At 39.9% G+C, this 21580-nt stretch carries 17 protein-coding genes and 1 other RNA gene; 16 read left to right on the forward strand and 2 right to left on the reverse strand.

Annotation, left to right across the window (positions count from 1 at the left end; genetic code table 11):
* The first annotated feature begins 106 nt into the window (after positions 1-106).
* From dinG to MLE13_RS02385, 8 genes are read left to right on the forward strand one after another with little or no spacing between them, the layout of a single operon-like run.
* Positions 107-2869, forward strand: a complete 2763-nt coding sequence (gene dinG / locus MLE13_RS02350) for an ATP-dependent DNA helicase DinG (RefSeq protein ID WP_240747834.1) — start codon at positions 107-109, stop codon at positions 2867-2869.
* A gap of 23 nt (positions 2870-2892) precedes the next feature.
* Positions 2893-3063: a YpmA family protein gene (locus tag MLE13_RS02355; RefSeq protein WP_008431046.1), complete on the forward strand. Its 171-nt coding sequence runs from the start codon at positions 2893-2895 to the stop codon at positions 3061-3063.
* 8 nt (positions 3064-3071) lie between these two features.
* Positions 3072-3548 carry a DUF5590 domain-containing protein gene (locus tag MLE13_RS02360; protein ID WP_240747835.1) on the forward strand — a complete coding sequence of 159 codons (477 nt, stop codon included), beginning with the start codon at positions 3072-3074 and terminating at the stop codon, positions 3546-3548.
* A gap of 15 nt (positions 3549-3563) precedes the next feature.
* Complete coding sequence (locus tag MLE13_RS02365; protein WP_276323773.1) at positions 3564-4754, forward strand: pyridoxal phosphate-dependent aminotransferase; 1191 nt, start codon at positions 3564-3566, stop codon at positions 4752-4754.
* A gap of 31 nt (positions 4755-4785) precedes the next feature.
* Positions 4786-6081 carry an asparagine--tRNA ligase gene (gene asnS, locus MLE13_RS02370; RefSeq protein ID WP_240747956.1) on the forward strand — a complete coding sequence of 432 codons (1296 nt, stop codon included), beginning with the start codon at positions 4786-4788 and terminating at the stop codon, positions 6079-6081.
* Positions 6082-6110: 29 nt separating this feature from the next.
* Positions 6111-6812: a DnaD domain-containing protein gene (locus MLE13_RS02375; protein ID WP_240747836.1), complete on the forward strand. Its 702-nt coding sequence runs from the start codon at positions 6111-6113 to the stop codon at positions 6810-6812.
* A gap of 12 nt (positions 6813-6824) precedes the next feature.
* Complete coding sequence (nth, locus tag MLE13_RS02380) at positions 6825-7505, forward strand: endonuclease III (RefSeq protein WP_240747837.1); 681 nt, start codon at positions 6825-6827, stop codon at positions 7503-7505.
* On the forward strand, positions 7480-7821 hold the full coding sequence (locus MLE13_RS02385; RefSeq protein ID WP_240747838.1) for a YpoC family protein: 342 nt from the start codon (positions 7480-7482) through the stop codon (positions 7819-7821). The genes nth and MLE13_RS02385 overlap by 26 nt, the downstream gene beginning before the upstream one ends.
* Before the next feature lie 38 nt (positions 7822-7859).
* Here the strand turns inward: MLE13_RS02385 and MLE13_RS02390 are convergent, their stop codons facing one another.
* On the reverse strand, positions 7860-10562 hold the full coding sequence (locus MLE13_RS02390; protein WP_240747839.1) for a PBP1A family penicillin-binding protein: 2703 nt from the start codon (positions 10560-10562) through the stop codon (positions 7860-7862).
* 34 nt (positions 10563-10596) lie between these two features.
* Positions 10597-11208 carry a Holliday junction resolvase RecU gene (gene recU / locus MLE13_RS02395; RefSeq protein ID WP_240747840.1) on the reverse strand — a complete coding sequence of 204 codons (612 nt, stop codon included), beginning with the start codon at positions 11206-11208 and terminating at the stop codon, positions 10597-10599.
* 235 nt (positions 11209-11443) lie between these two features.
* On the opposite strand from recU, the gene MLE13_RS02400 reads away from it, so the two are divergent.
* The 8 genes from MLE13_RS02400 to MLE13_RS02435 all read left to right on the forward strand — a co-directional run bounded on the left by MLE13_RS02400 (position 11444) and on the right by MLE13_RS02435 (position 21148).
* Positions 11444-11812: a YppE family protein gene (locus MLE13_RS02400; RefSeq protein ID WP_008497759.1), complete on the forward strand. Its 369-nt coding sequence runs from the start codon at positions 11444-11446 to the stop codon at positions 11810-11812.
* Positions 11805-14075 carry a DEAD/DEAH box helicase gene (locus MLE13_RS02405; protein ID WP_276323774.1) on the forward strand — a complete coding sequence of 757 codons (2271 nt, stop codon included), beginning with the start codon at positions 11805-11807 and terminating at the stop codon, positions 14073-14075. Before MLE13_RS02400 ends, MLE13_RS02405 begins: the two co-directional genes overlap by 8 nt.
* Positions 14076-14081: 6 nt before the next feature.
* Positions 14082-15329 (forward strand): ribonuclease H-like domain-containing protein, encoded by a 1248-nt coding sequence (locus MLE13_RS02410; protein WP_240747841.1) that lies wholly within the window; start codon positions 14082-14084, stop codon positions 15327-15329.
* A gap of 64 nt (positions 15330-15393) precedes the next feature.
* Entirely contained in the window at positions 15394-15687 is a 294-nt protein-coding gene (gene gpsB / locus MLE13_RS02415) for a cell division regulator GpsB (RefSeq protein ID WP_008431066.1), read from the forward strand.
* A gap of 48 nt (positions 15688-15735) precedes the next feature.
* Positions 15736-16115, forward strand: an RNA gene (gene rnpB, locus MLE13_RS02420) — RNase P RNA component class B.
* Positions 16116-16493: 378 nt separating this feature from the next.
* Positions 16494-17627 (forward strand): THUMP domain-containing class I SAM-dependent RNA methyltransferase, encoded by a 1134-nt coding sequence (locus tag MLE13_RS02425; protein ID WP_240747842.1) that lies wholly within the window; start codon positions 16494-16496, stop codon positions 17625-17627.
* 54 nt (positions 17628-17681) lie between these two features.
* Entirely contained in the window at positions 17682-19589 is a 1908-nt protein-coding gene (locus tag MLE13_RS02430) for an ATP-dependent DNA helicase (RefSeq protein ID WP_240747843.1), read from the forward strand.
* A 53-nt stretch (positions 19590-19642) separates the two neighbouring features.
* Positions 19643-21148 (forward strand): carboxypeptidase M32, encoded by a 1506-nt coding sequence (locus MLE13_RS02435; protein WP_240747844.1) that lies wholly within the window; start codon positions 19643-19645, stop codon positions 21146-21148.
* Positions 21149-21580: the final 432 nt, after the last annotated feature.

Genomic DNA, 21580 nt, shown 5'->3' on the forward strand with positions numbered 1-21580 from the left:
TTTGTGTAGTGGAGCAAAAAGAAGATTGAATTTTCATCTTGAAGGCGGAAAGCGACAGGATATGTTACAATTTTTTTAGGCAATCACCTAAGAAAGAGGGGCTAAGATGAATACGCAAAAGTATGTCGTTGTCGATATTGAAACAACGGGCCATTCCCCTGCAAAAGGTGACCGGATTATTCAACTTGCGATGGTAACGATCGAAAACGGTGAAATCACCGATACATATACAGAATTTATAAACCCGGGCCGCACAATTCCGTTGTTTATACAAGATTTGACGAATATTACAGATGCAGATGTTGCAGAGGCTAAGCCGTTTGAGCATTATGCAGAAACGGTTTATGAAAAAATGCAAGATGCTATTTTTGTAGCGCACAATACTAATTTTGATTTGCCTTTTTTGCAAGCTGAATTAAAGCGTAGCGGTTTGCCGAAATGGCAAGGACTGACGATGGACACGGTCGAACTAGTAAGGCTAATGTATCCTACAGCATTCAGCTTTAAATTACAGGATATTACTTCTGAACTTGGCATCCCCTTAGAAAGTGCGCACCGTGCAGATGATGATGCGATGGCAACAGCGTTATTGTTTTTGCGAGCTAAACAGGATTTAGTATCATTGCCCTATGCGACATTGGCATTTCTGCATAAGCGGTCGTTTCAGTTAAAATCAGATTTGTCCCGACTCTTCTTTGAATTAACTCAGGAAAAAAGAAACGCACAGGCTGATGATTTTGATAGGTTTCAAGGAATTCCATTAAAGCCAAGACGGTTATTTGAAGAAAGACTAAATAACCAGCAATCCTATTCGCGGGACTGGCGTGATGGACTAGAAAAAGTTTTTCCGAATTTCGAAAAAAGGCCTAGTCAATACGATATGATGACGTCAATTGAAGAAGCGTTGACTCAGAAAAAAGAATTGGTAATCGAAGCATCTACCGGTATGGGAAAAACGATTGGCTATTTATTGCCAGCAGTAAACTTTGCACTGGATACTGGAAAACAAGTGTTAATCAGTACGTATACGACCCATCTGCAAGACCAGCTTGTGCTAAAAGAAGGTAAAATGGTTGAGGAATTTATTGGTGCGCCCGTACGAATCTCATTGATCAAAGGGGTATCTCATTATATCGATTTGGCTAGATTTGTTGAATTGTTGCAAGGGGATGATGAATCCTACGATGAAACGTTTACGATTATGCAAGTCTTAGTTTGGCTGACCGCTACTGAAACTGGAGATTTAAATGAAATCAATGCCTCGAGTGGTGGTCAATTTGTTCTTGAAAAAATACGACGTTCCCATATAAGAAAATTGAGCAAACAAGAAAGACAAGCGGACTTTTATGAATTTGCATTAAAGCAAGCACAACATGCACATGTCATTGTGACGAATCACGCCTTTTTACTTAATCAACATTTAAGCAAAAAGTCGATCTTAGCTAATGTTGATGCGTATATTTGGGACGAAGCGCACCAAGTCGTTCAAGCGGCAGTTTCTCAACATGAAAAAACATTTGTTTATACACAATGGAAATATATTTTCGGTCAAATTGGCAGTTTAGACGAGAAGCAATTAGCCGCTTCACTATTTGAGACTGCGCAACGTACTGGTTTTTCAACCGTTCCCGAAATGATGAAATTAGAATCGTTATTTTTAAGATTTACAGCTCTTTTTGATGAAATTTCAAACTTTGTTGCAAACGAATTTGCAGTAAAATTTGCAGCGAGCCGTCATAAAAAAAATTCGGCACTCTTGAGTGAACTATCAATCGAAGATAGCCGTTTTACTCAGATGCTGTATTACTTAAACGAATGGATCGATCTGTCTCAGCTTATTTTGCAAAAAGCTGAACGATTGACTGAAAAAACCATCAAAGATCAATTGACGATAGCTGATTGGCGCTATTGGACAGAGGAAATGATGGTCAAAGCGGTAGAGTTCAGTGAAATATTCGTCTTTCCATTAGCAGGTGAAGTTAGTTGGATTGATGGTGACTTGAGAAGTTTGCCAACAAGTCTTTCTTTATATAAACGTCCATTTGCTGTTTCGTCTTTAATAGACAAAGTAATGGCTCCAGCTCGACAAGATAAAGCAATTATTTGGTTGTCTGGTACGATGACAGTTCCAGCGAATGAGCGATTTATCGTCAATCAAATCGGTATACCAGAACATGTACCTATTAAAAAATTTGAACCGCCAAAAGATTTTTACCGGGGAGCTCATGTTTATATTGTAGAAGACATGCCAGATATTCAACATGTTTCTCAACATGAATACATTGAATCGGTAGCAGATGCCGTTATCCAAACAGTTCTTGTGACAGAAGGCCGCTGTTTTGTGTTATTTACATCACAAGACATGCTACGGAAAACCGTAGACTTAATACAAGACACCGGTTTGCTCGAAGATTATATGTTATTCGCACAAGGTATTTCATCAGGTAGTCGTATGAAGTTATTGAAGTCTTTCCAGCGTTTCCAAAAGTCAGTACTTTTTGGAACGAATAGTTTCTGGGAAGGGGTAGACGTTCCAGGAGATGCACTTCGTGCAGTAGTCGTGGTGCGGTTGCCGTTTACATCACCAGAAGAACCAATCTTCAAAGCTCGTTCTGAAGTTATTATGCGTGAAGGTGTCAACCCGTTTCTTCAATATGCTTTACCAGAAGCAGTACTTCGTTTGCGCCAAGGATTTGGCCGGTTAATCCGATCAAAAAACGATAAAGGATTATTTATCGTCTTAGACCGAAGAATCGAGACAAAATCTTATGGTCAAGAATTTATAAGTGCATTGCCTGAAGTTAAAGTATCCAAAGTGTCCTTAGAAAAGATGGTAACCGATATTGAAGCTTGGTATAATAAGCAATGATATAACGAAAGGAAGGCGTAAGCATGGAATCGAAAATTGAAGTAATCTCAACAGTTGAACTTAAGTATCAAACAGATCTATATAAAGTGGTAGACGCCTTAAATCGTACATTGAAAGATAGAAATTTAATGTTCGGGCTAGCTCTTGATAAAGAAAATGCTGAAAAAGCGATTTTCACAATTTATAAAACATAGGTGATTACATGAGACAATGGATTACATTTATACTTGGATTTCTGTCTTTTTTGGCAGTGACTATCATCATCTTAGTTTTGTTTTTGGGCAATAAACCTTATTCAGATACAGAAGAGCTCGCAATTGAGCGTGCAAAGAGTGAAAAGTTAATTGAAGATGTAGAGCGAGCATATGTATATACAAATGTTAAAGCATCTGTGACAGTTCTTGGGACTAATGGTAAAGGTGAGTTAATGGCTGTTTTTGTTCCAGAAGGTGATGGCAAGTTGCAAACACTTGCCTTAGCAGATAAAATTACGGCTAAACAAGCACGTGAACTGGTTCTTAATGAAATGGACGTCAAAAAAATACTGCATACAAAACTTGGTATGGAAAGTGAAGAGCCAGTATGGGAAGTTGCTTTTGTGGATGAAAAAGACACTTTAAACTATGTTTATTTATCAGCAGACGATGGACAATGGCGAAAGCGCATATTGAATTTGTGAAAGGGCGGAAAAAAATTGATCAACTTAGCGAATCGTGTACAAACGTTAACACCTTCTACAACATTAGCAATCACTGCCAAAGCAAACGAATTAAAAGCTCAAGGAGTCGATGTAATCGGTCTTGGAGCAGGTGAGCCTGATTACAATACACCAGAAAACATTCTTGAAGCTGCTTACCAGTCTATGAAAGATGGTAAAACAAAATACACACCAGCTGGAGGACTTCCGGCATTAAAAGAAGCCATTATCAATAAACTGCAAAGAGACCAAGGGCTGAGTTATTCCCCAATAGAAGTGATGGTCGGGATTGGCGCTAAACATGTGCTTTATACATTATTCCAAGTGTTGTTAAACGAAGGTGACGAAGTAATTATCCCAATTCCGTATTGGGTGAGTTATCCTGAACAAGTGAAATTAGCGCAAGGTGTACCTGTATACATAGAAGCAACAGCCAGTCAGGAGTACAAAATATCTCCTCTACAATTAAGAGAAGCTATTACAGACCGGACAAAAGCAGTGATTCTTAACACACCAAGTAATCCAACAGGCATGATTTACTCAAAAGAAGAATTAGAAGCCCTGGCAGAAGTTTGCCGCGAATTTGATATCTTGATTGTGTCTGATGAAATCTATGAGAAACTAATTTATGGAGATGTCAAACATACATCGATTGCAACTCTTTCAGAAGATGCAAAAAAACGCACGATTTTAATTAATGGTGTATCAAAATCGCATTCAATGACTGGATGGCGCATTGGTTACGCGGCAGCTGATGCTAGCTTGATCAAAGCAATGACAGATTTAGCAAGTCATTCTACATCAAACCCTGTGACAACTTCGCAATATGCAGCAATTGAAGCCTATAATGGGCCACAAGATGCTGTAGAAGAAATGCGTCAAGCATTTGAAGAGCGTTTGAATGTTATTTTCCCGAAACTTCAAGCGATTCCTGGATTTACAGTAATTCGCCCACAAGGCGCATTTTATTTGCTACCAGATGTTTCAGAAGCAGCAACTAAAACAGGTTACGCATCAGTTGATGATTTTGTAACGGCTTTGTTAACAGAAGCAAATGTTGCCGTAATTCCAGGTTCAGGATTTGGCGCAAATTCTACGATTCGTTTATCATATGCGACATCATTAGAAACGTTGACAGAAGCTGTGGAACGTATTCATCAATTCGTAACATCGAAATGGAAAGACTAAGACAACATTATTCTTTGGAGGCTATTGTTTGATGAAAAAAATTACCATTGCCGAAATGGCTAAATATAACGGAGAAACAATTAAACTAGGCGCTTGGATCGCGAACAAACGGTCAAGTGGAAAAATTGCGTTCTTGCAACTGCGCGACGGCTCAGGATTTGTACAAGGTGTTGTAGTAAAAGCTGAAGTAGGCGATGACTTATTCGCTACAGCTAAAGGATTGACACAAGAAACGTCGGTTTATATAACAGGTGAAGTAAAAGAAGACGAACGCTCGGCTTTTGGTTATGAATTAGCTGTTACCGGCATCGAAGTTATCCATGAAGCGAAAGATTTCCCAATTACGCCGAAAGAACACGGTACAGAATTCCTTATGGACAACCGTCATTTATGGCTACGTTCACGTAAACAACATGCAATCATGAAAATCCGTAATGAAATTATTCGTTCAACTTATGAATTCTTCAATGACAACGGTTTTGTGAAAGTAGATCCGCCAATTTTGACTGGATCTTCTCCTGAAGGAACTTCTGAATTGTTTGCAACAAAATACTTTGATGAAGATGCTTATTTATCTCAATCTGGTCAATTGTATATGGAAGCTGCAGCAATGGCGCTTGGAAAAGTATTTTCGTTTGGTCCGACATTCCGTGCAGAAAAATCTAAAACACGCCGTCACTTAATCGAGTTTTGGATGATTGAACCGGAAATGGCATTTATCGAGCATGCGGAAAGTTTAGAAGTTCAAGAGCAATATGTTTCGTATATTGTGCAATCGGTTTTGAAAAACTGCAAATTGGAATTGGAACGTCTTGATAGAGACGTATCGAAACTTGAAAAGATAAAAGCACCGTTCCCACGTGTTTCTTATGACGATGCGATTAAATGGTTAAACGATAATGGTTTTGATGACATTAAATGGGGCGAAGATTTTGGTGCTCCACATGAAACAGCTTTAGCAGAAAGCTATGACATGCCAATATTCATTACACATTATCCTATTGGTATCAAGCCGTTTTACATGCAACCTCACCCAGAACGTGACGATGTCGTACTATGTGCAGACATGATCGCGCCAGAAGGCTACGGAGAAATTATCGGTGGTTCTGAACGGATTCATGATTATGAGTTGATGAAACAACGCATTCAAGAACATAATTTAGATGAAGATGCATATGCTTGGTATTTAGACTTAAGCAAATACGGATCAGTTCCTCACTCTGGATTTGGTCTAGGTTTAGAACGGACAGTAGCTTGGATTAGTGGTGTGGAACATATTAGAGAATCGATTCCATTTCCACGTCTATTAAACCGCTTATACCCATAAAAATGAATAATAGGAAAGGTGGTTGGGATATGAAACAACCTAATCGATTACAAACGTGGATTGAGCAGGGGAATGTTACCATTTCCCAGCTTTTTTTTCAGTTTTACAAAGAACTGAAGATAACAGACGAGGAAGCAATGTTGCTCATGCACATTCAAGCATTTCAACAAATGGGAAACCAGTTTCCGACACCTGATGAAGTAGGCGCACGCATGATGACTTCTCAAAAAAGCGTAACAACCATGTTACAAAAATTGATGCAACAAGGCTATTTGTCTATCGAACAAACAACAGAACAAGATGTTTTGACAGAAGTGATTTCTTTACAACCTTTATGGGATCGGTTATTGGACTGCGTATATAAAGAACAGCATGAAATAAAAGAAAATACCCAAAAGGAGTTGGAAGGGGAAATCTTCCAGTTGTTTGAACAAGAATTTGGGCGTTTCTTGTCTCCGATGGAAATTGAGACCATTTCGATGTGGATGGATCAAGATGGTCATACACCAGATGTGATTCGGATGGCACTCAAAGAAGCGGTGATTTCTCAAAAATTGAGTTTGCGTTATGTAGACAGAATTTTATTTGAGTGGAAAAAGAAAAACATTAAAACCTCTACGCAAGTTACTAAGCATGCAAGTTCGTTTAGAGAAAAAAATATCCGGATTCAGCCGACTGAAAATGCAGTGAAAAAAGTTCAATTTTACAATTGGTTGGAAGACCGTAATTAGAAGGTGAAATAGATGATGTCTAAAAAAGAATGGTTGGCTTGTCTAGAAGAAATGGATCTTATGTTTCCGGATGCTCATTGTGAATTGGTACACCGTAATCCATTTGATTTATTAATCGCGACGCTTTTATCTGCACAATGTACAGATAAACTCGTCAATCGCGTGACGGCTGACTTGTTCCAAAAATATCATGAACCAAAAGATTACGTCGCTGTGTCATTAGAAGAATTGCAGCAAGATATCCGTTCGATCGGTTTGTTCCGCAATAAGGCTAAAAATATTCAAGCGCTTAGTCGTATCTTAATCGACGAGCACAATAGTGTAGTACCAGCTGACAGAGACTTGCTAATGACGCTCCCGGGAGTCGGTCGGAAGACGGCTAATGTTGTCGTGTCCGTGGCTTTTGGGATTCCAGCTTTAGCTGTAGACACGCATGTTGAACGAGTTGCCAAGCGATTAGGGTTGAGTCGATGGAAAGATAATCCGCTTCAAGTAGAAGAAACGATAATGAAAAAAACTCCTGCAGACGATTGGTCTAAAACACATCACCAAATTATCTTTTTCGGGCGCTACCATTGCAAATCACAAAATCCAGGCTGTCATATATGTCCACTTTTTGATCGATGCCGAGAAGGGCAAAAACGCGAGAAAAAAGGACTGGTTAAACGTGAAACTGTCACTGAAGTTAACTAAAGAGCAACTTGATCCTTATTTTTTGGAATGGGAATGCATATCGGTGCAATTAGCTGACTTACACAAGCAGCGCAATAAAGCTGCTGCTGAAATTATCCAAGACGGTCTAACAATCTACAAAAAACTTTTAACGCATTGCCGGACAGCTTTGCAAGATGAAGGATTTGAACCGTTAAATGGCACAGAGCGTTTGTCGTTTATCGAATCATCCCCAAGTACTTATGCGGCATACCGTCAGTTAGTGGAATTATTTGTGGAACTTAAGAAAATCATTGCGAGAAAACGAATTGAATTTAAGTATTTAAATGAATCATAGAAAAGCCCCGAATGGCAAGCATTCGGGGCTTTTGATGTTTAATTTTGGTTTTCGTCTTTGTTGTCTTGATCATTTTTATTATCTTTGTCTTTATCTTTATCCTTGTCTTTACCCTGATCGTTATCAGAATTACCGCTACTGTTTGCCGAAGGTGTTTCACTTTCTTCTTCTTCAGTTGGGTCTTCTGGTACATCGATTGGGTCTTCTTCAACCGCCGGTTCTTCTTCGACTACCGGTTCTTCTTCAGCCGGCTCTTCAACAGCCGGCTCTTCTTCAACCGGTTCTTCTTCAACCGGTTCTTCTTCGACAGGCTCTTCTTCAACCGGTTCCTCTGGTTCTACTTCAGGTTCTTCTTCAGGTTCTTCAGGAGCGGCAGCAACTTCGACTACAGTCGACGCTGGGTCACTACGCTGAGTATCATTAACTGCAACGACTCTGAAGGTATATGTTTTTCCTTCTTCTAAACCATTGTACGTATACGATTTACTTGATGAAGTTGTAAGAACTGAACGAGATCCATCAACTTCTACAGAAACTTCAAATGATACATTTTTATCACTAGAATCCCATGAAAGCTTCGCAGAATTTCCATCAACTTTAGCTCGTAAGCCAGATGGTGTCTTTAAGTCTTCGACTACATAACGTTGCGATACTGAATTCGGTTCAGTGCCACGTGCAAATAGTTCTGAACTTCTCATATTGTAAGGCGTAAAAGCACTAGCCAGTTTTAATGGATCAGAACCAACTTCAACTACTTGTTCTGTTACAGAATCTGGTTGTTCAAAGCTAGCTGTTTCAGGTGAAGAGATTTGTGACATAACATTTTTGAACAAACGCTGAGCAAGTAAACGTTCGTCAGATGCTGTGTCAATTGGTGTTTTACGATTAGCGTAGCCGCTCCAAACAGAGATTGAATAGTCTGTTGTATATCCCGCAAACCAAACATCTGGCGTAGAACTATCATCTAATCCGTATTCTTCAAGATTTTCAACAGAATAGTTGGTAGTACCGGTTTTACCAGCCATGTCCAAACCATCGATTGCTACTTCTTTTCCTGTAGAACCTGGTGTATTCAAATCTACAACGTCTCTAAGCATATCGGTTACCATATAAGCGGTGCTGTCTTTCATTGCTTGTACAGGTTCAGGCGCAACAATTTGTTCAGTAGAACCGTCACGGAAAACAATCTTTTTAATAGTGTGAGGCTTAGTGAAAGATCCTTCGTTACCAAAAGCAGCAAAGGCACCTGCCATTTCAACAGTTGAAATGTTTTTTTCCGGTGAGCCAAGTGCTGCGGATTCATAAACATTTCCGAAATCTAGACCTAATTTTTGGGTGAATTCTTCAGCATTTTCCATCCCCACTTCCTGCAAGGTTTTAACTGCAGGAATATTACGTGAGCGGTAAAGTGCTTCGCGAATTGTCATTGTTCCTAAAAACTCTCCGTCGACATTGCGGATTTCTTGATCATTATCATTATAAGAATAAGGTTCATCCACTACAGTTTGACCCGTAGACCAATCCAAGTATTCGATAGCAGGGCCATAATCTACTAATGGTTTAATCGTTGACCCTATCGGGCGATCTTTTGATGTAGCGTAATTATGACGGACGTCACCAGTATAATCACGTGCGGCACCAATTGCGCTAATTCCGCCTGTTTCCGTATCAATCACTGTCATAGCTGATTGAACTTCTTCATCAAAAAACAAATCAGAAGCCATTGCGTCATTTACTTTTTCCTGAACGTAAGGCTCAAGCGTTGTGTAAATTTTTAAGCCTTCATCTAGCGAGTAATCGCCATCTAGAACTTCAAGTTCATCTTCCACCAGTTCCATAAACGCCGTATATTCAGCATTTGGAACTTGTTGCTGGCGGTTTTCTTCAGCTACCAACGAGTCATCAAGAGAAGCTGCACGTGCTTGTTCTTTTTCTTCCGTAGTAATTTTACCGTGTTGCTCCATTAAACCTAACACGACATTACGGCGTTCTATAGCACGATCTGGATTTTTAAAGGGATTATATCCGTTCGGGCTTTGTGGCATTCCGGCCAACAATGCAGTTTCAGCTAAAGTTAATTCTTCTAGAGGTTTACCATAAAAATATTCTGAAGCTGTTCCAAAACCATAAATATTTCCAGACATCAAAATCTTATTGAAATACATCTCGAAGATTTCTTCTTTTTCGTATTGTTGTTCTAGTTTATAAGCTAAATACGCTTCTTGTGCTTTTCGTTTTAATGTTTTGTCATTTGTTAAAAACGAATTTTTTATTACTTGTTGAGTAATTGTACTAGCACCTTGAGAACCAAAGCCGCCGGTAATATTAGCGATAACAGCTCCACCTAAACGAATAACGTCGATCCCGGAATGTTTATAAAACCGGTTATCTTCAGTTGCTAAAATAGCAGCTTCCATCGCTTTCGGAATATCTTCGTAATTGACATACTCTCGATTCTCGGCAGTAATATAAGGGATTTCTGTTTCGCCATCTGCCGCATAGAAAGTCGGACTAATTGGATCGCGTAGCAACTCTTCGTCAATTTCTGGTGCACTGCTTGCGTAATAGGCAAACATAGAGGCACCGAACACAACGCCAGCCAACCCTATAATGACCATCGCCAACACGATGCGTTTAATCCATAGGAATACAGGGGATTTCTTTTTCTTTTTGTTGTTGTTTTTCTTTTGGCGTTCGATTGCTTTACGGCGTTCTTCACGCGAAATTTGTTTGTCGCTCAAGTTCAGTTCCTCACTTTCGTATACATACTGTTGCTTAAAGCTTGTTTAAAAGAGGCAAATAATCAATTCGTGGAAATGCGCCAGGCGTAATTTCAAATGAAGTTTCTTCGATTTCTTGTAAAGTAACCGATTTTCTTCCACCTGTTATCATTCGGTTCCAAAAAACCTCAAGTTCTTTAAATGGCATGATAAAATACCGCTGCCAAGAAGAAAAGCGGATAATCATAAACGCTGTTCCATTTTGCTTGACCACTTTAGACATGTGATGAATTTGGTGATCATGAATATTTTTCAATGGGAATGACGTTTTGTTTTGTGTTTCTTTTGCTTCAAAGTCAATATAACGACCATTCCAAACACCATTATAATCGGTAGTGGATGGAGCTTGAAAATAGGCTTCACGAATAACTGCAGCACTTCTTGAAGGATACTCCACTTTAACGATTTGAAGAGGTACTGGCTTTTTGTGAATGACAGCTAATCCCAATTGAAGGTAATAATCATTGGTTTCGTTTAATTCGTCCTCTAATGTCTTACCCCGATTGCTGAAGGATAAATCCTTTTTCTTTTTAGGGGCAACTGTTTGTTTGGCAGGTTGATCTTTCGGCGGAATAAACTTTTTTCCGTTCGGGTAATTGATTGCCATTGTGATACACCTCGCTTACTCTATCATATCACAAGCTTTTAGACGACTGATAAGATGAAAGGTTTCAACAATTTGAAACCTGTCTATTCGCTTTACACTTTAGAAGAAATCAGCTTTAGATATTCTTATAATAGCTGATTTTTTTAGCTAATCAAAGTGTAAGGAATGTCTGTTCGATAAAAGTCGTGTCGATTTAGTGGATATGATAAACTAAAGGCAATGGAGGGATTGCAAAATGACAGTTAGAGAACTCTCTTCTACATTATTTGATGAATGTGGAAAATGCTTGGACCGGTTTTACGAAATGCGTGAAATGGACGCGGTCCCAGATTTTTATGAAGACGTTAAACCATACGCCGATATTTGGCACGCTAAAATAAATGAGTGGCAAAAAGAGTCACTAATCTATATTCAACAAGAACGACCAAAATATGTGCATAAGCCGCAAATTGATACGGCGGCAGAAGGCATGACACAGTTTTTTGTGCAAAGTTTTTATAAAGAAACGAGCAAAAAACGCTTTATCCAAACGATTCAAGCAGCACAATATACGTTACAAACATTTATTATGGCTATAGACGAAAAGAGCAAATCGCATGATTAGAAGAAAAACTTTGCCTGTTTTGATGGAAGAATGGAAAACAGAACCGGACATGATGGAACGCATTGTCCATTGGCATACGAGACAAGAAAAACCGGCACAATACGCTGATTTCCCACCGGAAATGCACACTAGTTTAAAAGCGGCTCTCCGTAAAAAAGGAATTGAGCAACTTTATACGCATCAACGTGAAGCGTTTGACTTAGCGACAGCAGGGAATTCATTCACGGCGGTAACACCTACTGCATCAGGAAAATCATATTGTTATCACTTACCTGTCTTGCACAAAATTTTAAATGACCCGGGTGCCCGTGCGCTTTACCTGTTTCCGACAAAAGCATTAGCACAAGATCAAAAAAGTGATTTACACGATTTGATCGAAAAAACAGAAGAAGAAATTTTGTCTTACACATATGATGGCGATACATCACCGGCTATTCGTACAAAGGTGCGGAAAGCGGGTCAAATCGTCATGACTAATCCAGATATGTTGCATTCTGCAATATTGCCACATCACACAAAATGGGTTTCTCTTTTTGAGAACCTTCATTATATAGTCATTGATGAGTTGCATACGTACAAAGGAATTTTCGGAACGCACGTAGCTCACGTAATTCGTAGACTAAAACGGATTTGTGAGTTTTATGGCAGCAACCCTGTCTTTATTTGTACATCCGCGACAATTGCCAACCCAAAAGAACTAGCAGAAAACTTAACGAATAGTACACATAAGTTAATTGACCAAAACGGTGCGCCGTCTGGAAAAAAACATATTGTGTTTTACAACCCACCAATTATTCACCCGACGTTTGGTGTTCGGAGAAGTGCGATTCTGGAAGTTCGTGATTTAGCTACTCATTTAATTAAAAACGGCATCCAAACCATCGTCTTTGCGAAAAGTCGAGTGCGTGTAGAGATGTTGGTCACGTATTTGCAAGCTGTTACTAAAATGAAGCTACAAGACGACTCGATTAAAGGGTACCGAGGAGGCTATTTGCCGACAGAACGTCGCGCTATTGAAAAAGGTCTTCGTGATGGCTCGATTCAATGTGTCGTATCTACTAATGCATTAGAACTTGGTGTTGATATTGGTCAACTGCAAGCGTGTATTATGACGGGATATCCAGGGAACATTGCAAGTGCTTGGCAACAAGCAGGACGCGCAGGTCGTCGTCAAGACGAATCACTCGTTATTTATGTTGCGCAATCTACAGCTCTCGATCAATACATTATTAACCATCCTGAATATTTATTGGACCAGTCTCCAGAAGAAGCACGCATTCATCCGGAAAACATAATTATTTTAATGGACCATTTAAAATGTGCTTCTTTTGAATTGCCTTTTAGAGTTGATGATCAGTACGGAGAATTCGAAGTGCAAGAGCTTCTCGAATATTTACAAGAAGAAGGCGTGCTTGTACGAACTTCAGATCGCTGGCATTGGATGAGCGACCGCTTCCCAGCGCACGATATTTCTCTACGTTCAGCGTCTCAAGAAAATGTTGTCATCATCGATCAATCAGTCCCAGCGGATACACGTGTAATCGGTGAAATGGATCGCTTTAGCGCCATGACCTTATTGCACGAAGAAGCGATTTATTTGCATCAAGGCACGCAATTTCAAGTGGAAATTTTGGACTGGGAAGAAAAGAAAGCTTACGTCAGAGAAGTAGACGTGGATTATTTCACCGATGCCAATTTAGCAGTTGAATTAAAAGTAATGAGCGAAGACAAAGATAAAAAGATGAACAAATCAGAAGTTTTCTATGGAGACATTGCCGTGCTTGCCATGCCAACCATTTTCAAAAAAATTCGGTTTGATTCGCATGACAATATTGGTTCAGGACCGATTTCTTTACCTGCAGAAGAACTTCATACGTCTTCTACGTGGTTGAGCTTCTCAAAACCTGAAGATTTTTCGGAATCGGAGCTATCGGACACTATGACCGGAGCAGCTTACGCAATCGAGTCCTTTATCCCGATATTCGTTCAGTGCGACCGTCGTGATGTTCATGTTGTACCTCAAGTGAAATCGCCGCATAACGATATGCCAACATTTTTCATTCACGATTCATATCCTGGAGGCATTGGGATTAGCGAACGAATTTACGACTTATGGAAACCGCTGTTAGATAAAGCCCAGCAGCATGTTTCAGAATGTCCATGTCTTGACGGATGTCCATCGTGTATCGGAGCACAAGATGCCGCTATCAGTATGAAGAGTCATGTTATCCGACTTCTAGATGATCTTCGCAAAGAGGGGTGAAGAACGATGTCGTTTGAAAGCAAACTTCTTCAAATGAAAGGCATGTTAAAAAACAAACCCACAAAAAAACAACAACCGAAACGAGCTGAGCGTCCACTCCACGAAGAAAAGTGGAGAGATATAGGACTTGAACTTGTTGAAAATAAGTTTGGCTTTGTTTTTCAAAAGAAAATCACTTATCCGTTTACAACTCGTCATGGATCGGTCATGCTCAGTGAACTAGATCCTGTGTTAGAAGCATGGGAAAAAACAGAGTTTGATCATCCATTCAAACTAAATGCACAAGATCCACTTGTATTTTTCGATACGGAAACAACAGGCCTTAGTGGAACCGGAGCGTACATTTTTTTAATTGGGATTTTAGTGAAAAAGAGCGATCATTTTGAAATGATGCAGTACATCATGCCAGATCCTTCTCATGAGGCGGCATTTCTTTACGAAACAGGTTTATGGAAAGCGGATGACCCGATCATTTTCTCTTATAACGGGAAAAGCTTTGATTGGCCTCAACTAACTTCGCGGTGGACGATGCACCGACAAGATTTGCCGAAATTACCCGTACCACGTCAAATCGATTTGTTTCATGGTACGAAGCGTATATGGAAAAATGAGTTGGCACGGATGAAGCTAAGCACTATCGAAGAAGAAAAGCTCGGATTTGTGCGTCAAGGCGATGTGCCCGGATATTTAATCCCTGCTATTTACTTAGACGCCGTTAAAAGCGGCTTTCCAGATGGGCTGGCAAAAGTTCTTTATCATAATGAACTAGACATCTTATCACTGGTGTCGTTATATGTGCTGTCATCTAATTTGTTGATGGAAGATATGGAATCTGAAACGAGTGGAGCTTATACAAATATCGGGAAATGGTATGCGGATTTAAAGCAATATGATCAAAGTGCAGCTTATTTAGAACATGTAACGACCGACCGGGGAGCTTCATCCGCATTGGCTCGTTATTTACTAGCCATTCAGAAAAAACGTGCTGGTCAACATGAAGTGGCTGTTCAACTATTTAAAGAAGCAGCCCCGCATTTGCGTGGAAGCATTGAAGTAGAAGCATGGATTCATGCAGCAAAACTTTACGAGCATCAATTGCGAGACTTAGACCAAGCAGCTATTATGGCCGGATTTGCAAAAGAAGCTAGTGAACATACAAACGTACGCCAGTCACTTGTGGAAGATATTAACAAAAGACGAGCCCGTTTAGAAGAGAAAAAGCGAAAAAAAAACCTTCAAGTTCAAGAAGACTGAACACGAAAAATGTGCCGTATGCTATACTTAATAAAAGGTAGTTTTTTATGGAAGGACGATTAAAATGGACAATAAATTTACATCTAAGGATATACTAGAAAAAGATTTCAAAACAGCGATGCGCGGTTACAACCAAGATGAAGTAGATCATTTCCTAGACGAAGTTATCCAGGATTATGAAGCTTTCACAAAACGAATCGAACAACTTCAAAATGAAAACCAACGTTTACGTACAGAGTTAGAAAACTCACCGAAAAAACAAACAACACCGGCACCTGGCACAACGAACTTTGATATTTTGCGCCGTTTGTCCCATTTAGAAAACCATGTATTTGGCAACAAATTAGACAATAACTAAAACAATTGTTTTCTATGCTCAAATAGCGTATACTTAATAAGCCATTTGAAATTCTGGCAATCGCTCTGGCGTCTTCGCCGGAGAGGAAAGTCCATGCTCGCACGGTTCTGAGATGACCGTAGTGATCGCGCTCAGTGAAACAATAAGCTGAGGCAGCTAGCAATAGCTGACGGCGGGTAGAACGCCTAAGTCTTCGGATATGGCCGAAATACCCTGAAGGTGCCACAGTGACGGAGCTGTATAAGAAATTATACAGGTGGAACGAGGTAAACCCCGTGAGCGAGAAACCCAAATTATGGTAGGGGCACTTTTCTGAAGGAAATGAACTGATGAAGAGGCAGGTGCAAACTTGCAGATAGATGATTGCTGTCCACCAGTACAAGGCGCAAGCCGTTTGAGTACGTGGAAACAAAACATGGCTTATAGAATTTCACATGGTCTTAAAATGCTTATTAAAGGCTCTCCTGTCGGGGAGCTTTTCTTCATATTATGATATAAATAAACAAGTTAGACTGATATAATTTAATCTTTTGAGTAAGCTTTAGGCGTTTATATCTAGTGCTAAGCAATTTTTTAATTTATTTTAATAGTATCAGTATGAAAATTAGAAGAAAAAGCGAAAGGCGGCGACTCCAGCGAGACAGCCGAGACCCCGCAAGAAGCAGAGCGACTGAGGAGGCTTGGCGCTCGCCCGCAGGAAAGCGTCCGCCTACAGCGATTTCTGTAATACGTATTTAATTTTAAAAATCTAACGATTAAACGAACACTGAAAGCTGAAATAGTGAATAACTGGAGAGGGAGTCATTATGACAACATTTAAATTGCTCGCAACAGCTGCAATGGGACTTGAGTCAATTGTCGCTAACGAAGTAAAAGAACTAGGATATGAAACAGAAACAGAAAACGGCAAAGTATTTTTTGAAGGAAACGAGCGAGACATTGCCAAAGCCAACTTATGGCTACGCACTGCTGACCGTGTAAAAATCATCGCTGGTGAATTTAATGCCTATACATTTGACGAATTGTTTGAACGCACAAAAGAAATCGAATGGGAAAAATACCTTCCAGTAGATGCTGAATTTCCGGTACAAGGGAAATCAGTTAAATCGACGTTACACAGTGTGCCAAACTGTCAGTCTATCGTTAAAAAAGCGATTGTTGAACGTTTGAAAAAAGCATATCACCGCAATTCGTTTTTAGATGAAACAGGACCGCGCTTTAAAATTGAAGTATCGATTTTAAAAGACAAAGTTCAACTATCTATCGACACAAGTGGAGCAGGGTTGCATAAACGCGGCTATCGTTTGGACCAAGGGGAAGCGCCTTTAAAAGAAACTCTTGCTGCGGCACTTGTGAAATTATCTAGATGGACACCAGACCGTCCGTTTGTAGATCCTTTCTGTGGATCAGGGACCATCGCAATTGAAGCTGCGATGATCGGTCAAAATTTAGCACCCGGCTATAACCGTGATTTCGATAGCGAAGAATGGCCATGGATGGGACAAAAACTGTGGGATGAAGTTCGTGAAGAAGCAGAAGAATTAGCGAACTATGACCAGCCACTAAATATAGTAGGCACAGACATTGACCATCGCATGCTGAAAGTCGCAGAAGAAAATGCGCGTGAAGCTGGCTTTGCGGACTTGATTCATTTTGAACAGCGTCAAGTAAAGGATTTTGTAGCAACTGAAGAAAACGGCGTGGTTGTAGGTAACCCACCGTATGGAGAACGTATTGGTGAAATTGAAGTCATCGAAGAAATGATTGCTGATATGGGTCGTGTATTTGCTAAACACCCAACATGGTCAATATATATGCTGTCATCCATGGGTCGTTTTGAAACACTTTACGGTCAACCAGCTACAAAAAAACGCAAACTATTTAACGGATTTATCCGTACGGATCTTTTCCAATTCTGGGGAGAACGTTCTAAAAAATAAATGAGACGAAACGGAAGGGCACAGGCTCTTCCGTTTCTCTGTGAGGAGAGTATTATGAGACAACCACTACCATTTGCGTTATCAAAAGATAAAACTTTCTTTGAATCACTCAATGACTGGATTGGTGATGTATTTTACGATGAACTTCCTGAAAAAGGCTATGATCTTCGCGATGAACAAATTTTCATGTCTTTTCAAATCGAACAGGCGTTAAAAGAAAAATCGGTTTTATTTGCTGAAGCTGGAGTTGGAACTGGGAAAACAATGGCGTATCTGTTACCGGCTATCGCGTATGCTCGCTATACCGGTAAACCAGCACTTATTTCATGTGCGGATGAAACTTTGATCGAACAATTGGTTAAAAAAGGCGGAGACGTTGACCGTTTAAACGAGTTGTTTGATTTGAATTTAGATGTACGTTTGGCAAAGTCACGAGATCAATATTTATGTCTTCAGCGTTTAGAAGGCGCCAAAAAACGCATCGATGAAGATTTTGTGTTTGATATTGAAGATAGCTTGCCGGAATTTGTCAATAAGACATTTTCCATGCAAAATACGTATCCTTACGGAGAGCGCTCGAGCTATCCAGAAGTGACAGATGAAGAATGGCAACAAGTCAATTATCATCCGATTCAAAACTGTAATGCTTGTGAATTGCGAAACAAATGCGGTCAAACTATTCACCGCAATCATTACCGTCAGGCAACTGATTTGGTTATTTGTTCACATGATTTCCTTATGGAGCATATTTGGACAAAAGAAACACGTAAACGTGAGGGGCAAACGCCTTTGCTTCCTGAATTCTCTCAAATTGTGTTAGATGAAGGACATCTATTAGAATTTGCAGCACAACGTGCATTGACGTATGAAGTGCAAGAAAGCACATTGCAAGATGTGACAGAAAGCATTCTTTCAGATGGTATGCGTGAAAAAACGTTAAATATGATTGAGCAAACAATCGATCTTCACAATGACTTTTTCCGTTTGTTACGCATCCATACAGTTAAAAGTGACGAAGACCGCAAAGCCATTACAAAAGATCCGGAATTGATCAAAGTCGGCAATATGCTGGTGCGTCACATTGATTTGATGTTAGAGGAATTTGTTTTCGAAGGCGAACTTTTCACGATTCCTGAATACGAATTGCGATTGGCCGAAGAGTATTTCGAACAATACACGTTCTCGATGCGTTTGTTTGTAGAAGAAGGTGACGCGGTAACGTGGTTAGAGATAAAAGACGAAATTGAGACTCTTGTTATTATGCCACGACTTGTTACGGATATATTAGACGAAAAATTATTTGACGGAAAAATACCAATCATTTTCTCTTCAGCTACTTTATCGATTCAAAAAGATTTCACGTACTTGTCAGATAGCCTAGGAATCGATAAATTCCAATCGTTCTCTGTGCCATCTCCATTTGAGTATGAAGATGTGATGAAAATCTTTAAGCATCCTTTAGAACAACAACAGAAATTTGAACGCGTCTATGACTTGTTTAGCACAGGAGATCAAACGCTTGTATTATTCACTTCAAAAGTAGATATGGATAATTTCAAAAAATCACTTCCTTTGGACCATCAATATGCTATTGAATTTGAAGGAGACCGCGAATTATCAACGGTCGTCAAAGAATTCCAGCAAGGAAAATTCCAGATTTTATGTTCGTATCACTTATGGGAAGGGTTAGATTTACCTGGTGAAGCATTAACAAAAGTAATTATCGTTGATTTGCCATTCCCACCAAAAGATCCGGTTTTTGATGCGAAACGGAAATTTAGTAACAACCCATTAGAAGAAATTGACTTGCCTTTCATGCAACTTCGTATTCAGCAAGGAATTGGCCGTTTGATTCGTTCTTCAAAAGATTATGGAGAAATTCATTTATTGGTGAACGAAGAAGAACTGCGCGTTGAGCATATATGGGAAACCATCTTGCCAGTACCTGCTGAAAATTTTTAAGCGAGTCGTATGGCTATGATACAATGGTCTCATTAAGCATAGGGGGGATTTAGTTGTCACTTGAAAAACGTTTTACAGAACACTTCAGTAAAATCAGAGGTTATAAAGAAGCCATTGCCTTATTGTATTGGGATTTGCGTACAGGTGCTCCGAAAAAAGGAGTGGAACTTCGCTCTGCAACCATTGGAACCTTATCTAGTGAGCTATTTAAGTTATCGACTTCAGATGAATTTGGCGAATTGCTATCTTCTATAGAAGCACAACAGGAAACAATAGATCCGTATATTCGTCGCTCTGTAGAAGAAGCGCGAAAAGAGTATAATTTAAGCAAAAAAATTCCGCCTGAAGAGTACAAAGAGTTTGTTATTTTGAAATCCAAAGCCGAGTCGGTCTGGGAAACAGCTAAACGAGATTCAGATTTCTCACTGTTTCTTCCTTACCTAGAAAACTTGGTCAGCACAACGAAAAAAATGGTTGGTTATTGGGGAGAGAAAAACGGCAGTACGTACAATACGCTGCTCGATCAATATGAACCTGGCATGACTACAGAAATCTTAGATGAAGTGTTTGGCAAGCTTCGCGAGCGTATTGTGCCATTGGTACAAAAAATCGCAGCTTCTCCTAACAAACCAGAAACAGCATTTTTATACGAGCATTTTCCAAAGCAAGCACAGCAAGATTTTAGCCGTGAAATGTTAGATCAACTTGGCTATAATTTTGAAGCGGGTAGACTTGATGAAACCGTTCATCCATTTATGATTTCAATCAACAGACAAGACATTCGCGTAACGACTAAGTACGATGAAAGTGACTTCCGAACAGCTGTATTTGGCACAATTCACGAAGGCGGACATGCGATGTATGAGCAAAACCTCGGAGACGACTTAGCAGGATTGCCGATTGAAACAGGTGCTTCGATGGGCATTCATGAATCGCAGTCGTTGTTTTGTGAAAACTTTATCGGTCGCAATGAACATTTTTGGCAGAAAAACTTTGACTTGTTGAAAGACTACGCTCCTGATCAGTTTTCATCTGTTGAATTAGTGGATTACGTACGCGCAATTAATGAATCTAAACCATCATTAATTCGCATTGAAGCAGACGAATTGTCGTATGCATTGCATATTATGGTACGTTACGAGCTTGAAAAAGGTTTGTTTAACGGAGACTTGAAAGTTAGCGATTTGCCGCAGTTGTGGAACGATAAATACGAAGAGTATTTAGGCGTACGTCCGTCAAACGATGCAGAAGGTGTCTTACAAGACGTTCACTGGTCAGGCGCAAGTTTTGGGTATTTCCCGTCTTATGCACTCGGTTATATGTATGCAGCCCAATTCAAAAACGCTATGCTAAAAGAGTTGCCGAATTACGACGAATTGTTAGCAGAGCGCAACATCACACCAATTCGCGAATGGCTAACGAAAAACATTCATCAGTATGGCGCTTTTAAAAAGCCTATGGATATTTTAAAAGATGTCACTGGCGAAGGTTTGAATCCAGATTATTTAGCAGACTATCTAGAAGAAAAATATACGAAGATTTATCAACTAAACGAGTAAGCAGAAACCGTCGTGATAGTCACGACGGTTTCTGTTTTTAGACAAAAGAATTATTATGTTAGTTAACGAATGAATATCTTATCCTATATACTGGATCCTTCGCTCCATGCGGACGCTTTCCGCGGACGAAGCGCTGAGCCTCCTCGTCGCAAGCTCCTGCGGGGTCTCATCACTCCGTTTTTCCGCAGGAGTCGCCGCATTGCGCTTCGGATCCTTGTGTGATTACTCATTAATCCTCTTAAAAAGTGGAATCACTGGTTACTCTCTAATTTGAGCTATATGCTAACAACCGTTCTGGTCACGAAGACTCCTATGGGACAGCGAAAGCTGAAGACCCCGCAGGAACGCAAGTGACGAGGAGGCTGAAGCTGAGCCCATGGAAAGCGCAGTGGCCAGAACGGTTGTGGTTATACACAACTATACATTTTCAAT

Source organism: Planococcus halocryophilus (assembly GCF_022489025.1).
Taxonomy (GTDB): domain Bacteria; phylum Bacillota; class Bacilli; order Bacillales_A; family Planococcaceae; genus Planococcus; species Planococcus halocryophilus_A.

Coding starts and splice junctions, on each gene's coding strand:
- recU (WP_240747840.1), bottom strand. CDS start 11,208: ATGGCAATCAATTACCCGAACGGAAAAAAGTTTATTCCGCCGAAAGAT.
- MLE13_RS02410 (WP_240747841.1), top strand. CDS start 14,082: ATGTCGTTTGAAAGCAAACTTCTTCAAATGAAAGGCATGTTAAAAAAC.
- MLE13_RS02360 (WP_240747835.1), top strand. CDS start 3,072: ATGAGACAATGGATTACATTTATACTTGGATTTCTGTCTTTTTTGGCA.
- dinG (WP_240747834.1), top strand. CDS start 107: ATGAATACGCAAAAGTATGTCGTTGTCGATATTGAAACAACGGGCCAT.
- MLE13_RS02375 (WP_240747836.1), top strand. CDS start 6,111: ATGAAACAACCTAATCGATTACAAACGTGGATTGAGCAGGGGAATGTT.
- MLE13_RS02400 (WP_008497759.1), top strand. CDS start 11,444: ATGACAGTTAGAGAACTCTCTTCTACATTATTTGATGAATGTGGAAAA.
- MLE13_RS02405 (WP_276323774.1), top strand. CDS start 11,805: ATGATTAGAAGAAAAACTTTGCCTGTTTTGATGGAAGAATGGAAAACA.
- gpsB (WP_008431066.1), top strand. CDS start 15,394: ATGGACAATAAATTTACATCTAAGGATATACTAGAAAAAGATTTCAAA.
- asnS (WP_240747956.1), top strand. CDS start 4,786: ATGAAAAAAATTACCATTGCCGAAATGGCTAAATATAACGGAGAAACA.
- MLE13_RS02355 (WP_008431046.1), top strand. CDS start 2,893: ATGGAATCGAAAATTGAAGTAATCTCAACAGTTGAACTTAAGTATCAA.
- MLE13_RS02425 (WP_240747842.1), top strand. CDS start 16,494: ATGACAACATTTAAATTGCTCGCAACAGCTGCAATGGGACTTGAGTCA.
- MLE13_RS02430 (WP_240747843.1), top strand. CDS start 17,682: ATGAGACAACCACTACCATTTGCGTTATCAAAAGATAAAACTTTCTTT.
- nth (WP_240747837.1), top strand. CDS start 6,825: ATGATGTCTAAAAAAGAATGGTTGGCTTGTCTAGAAGAAATGGATCTT.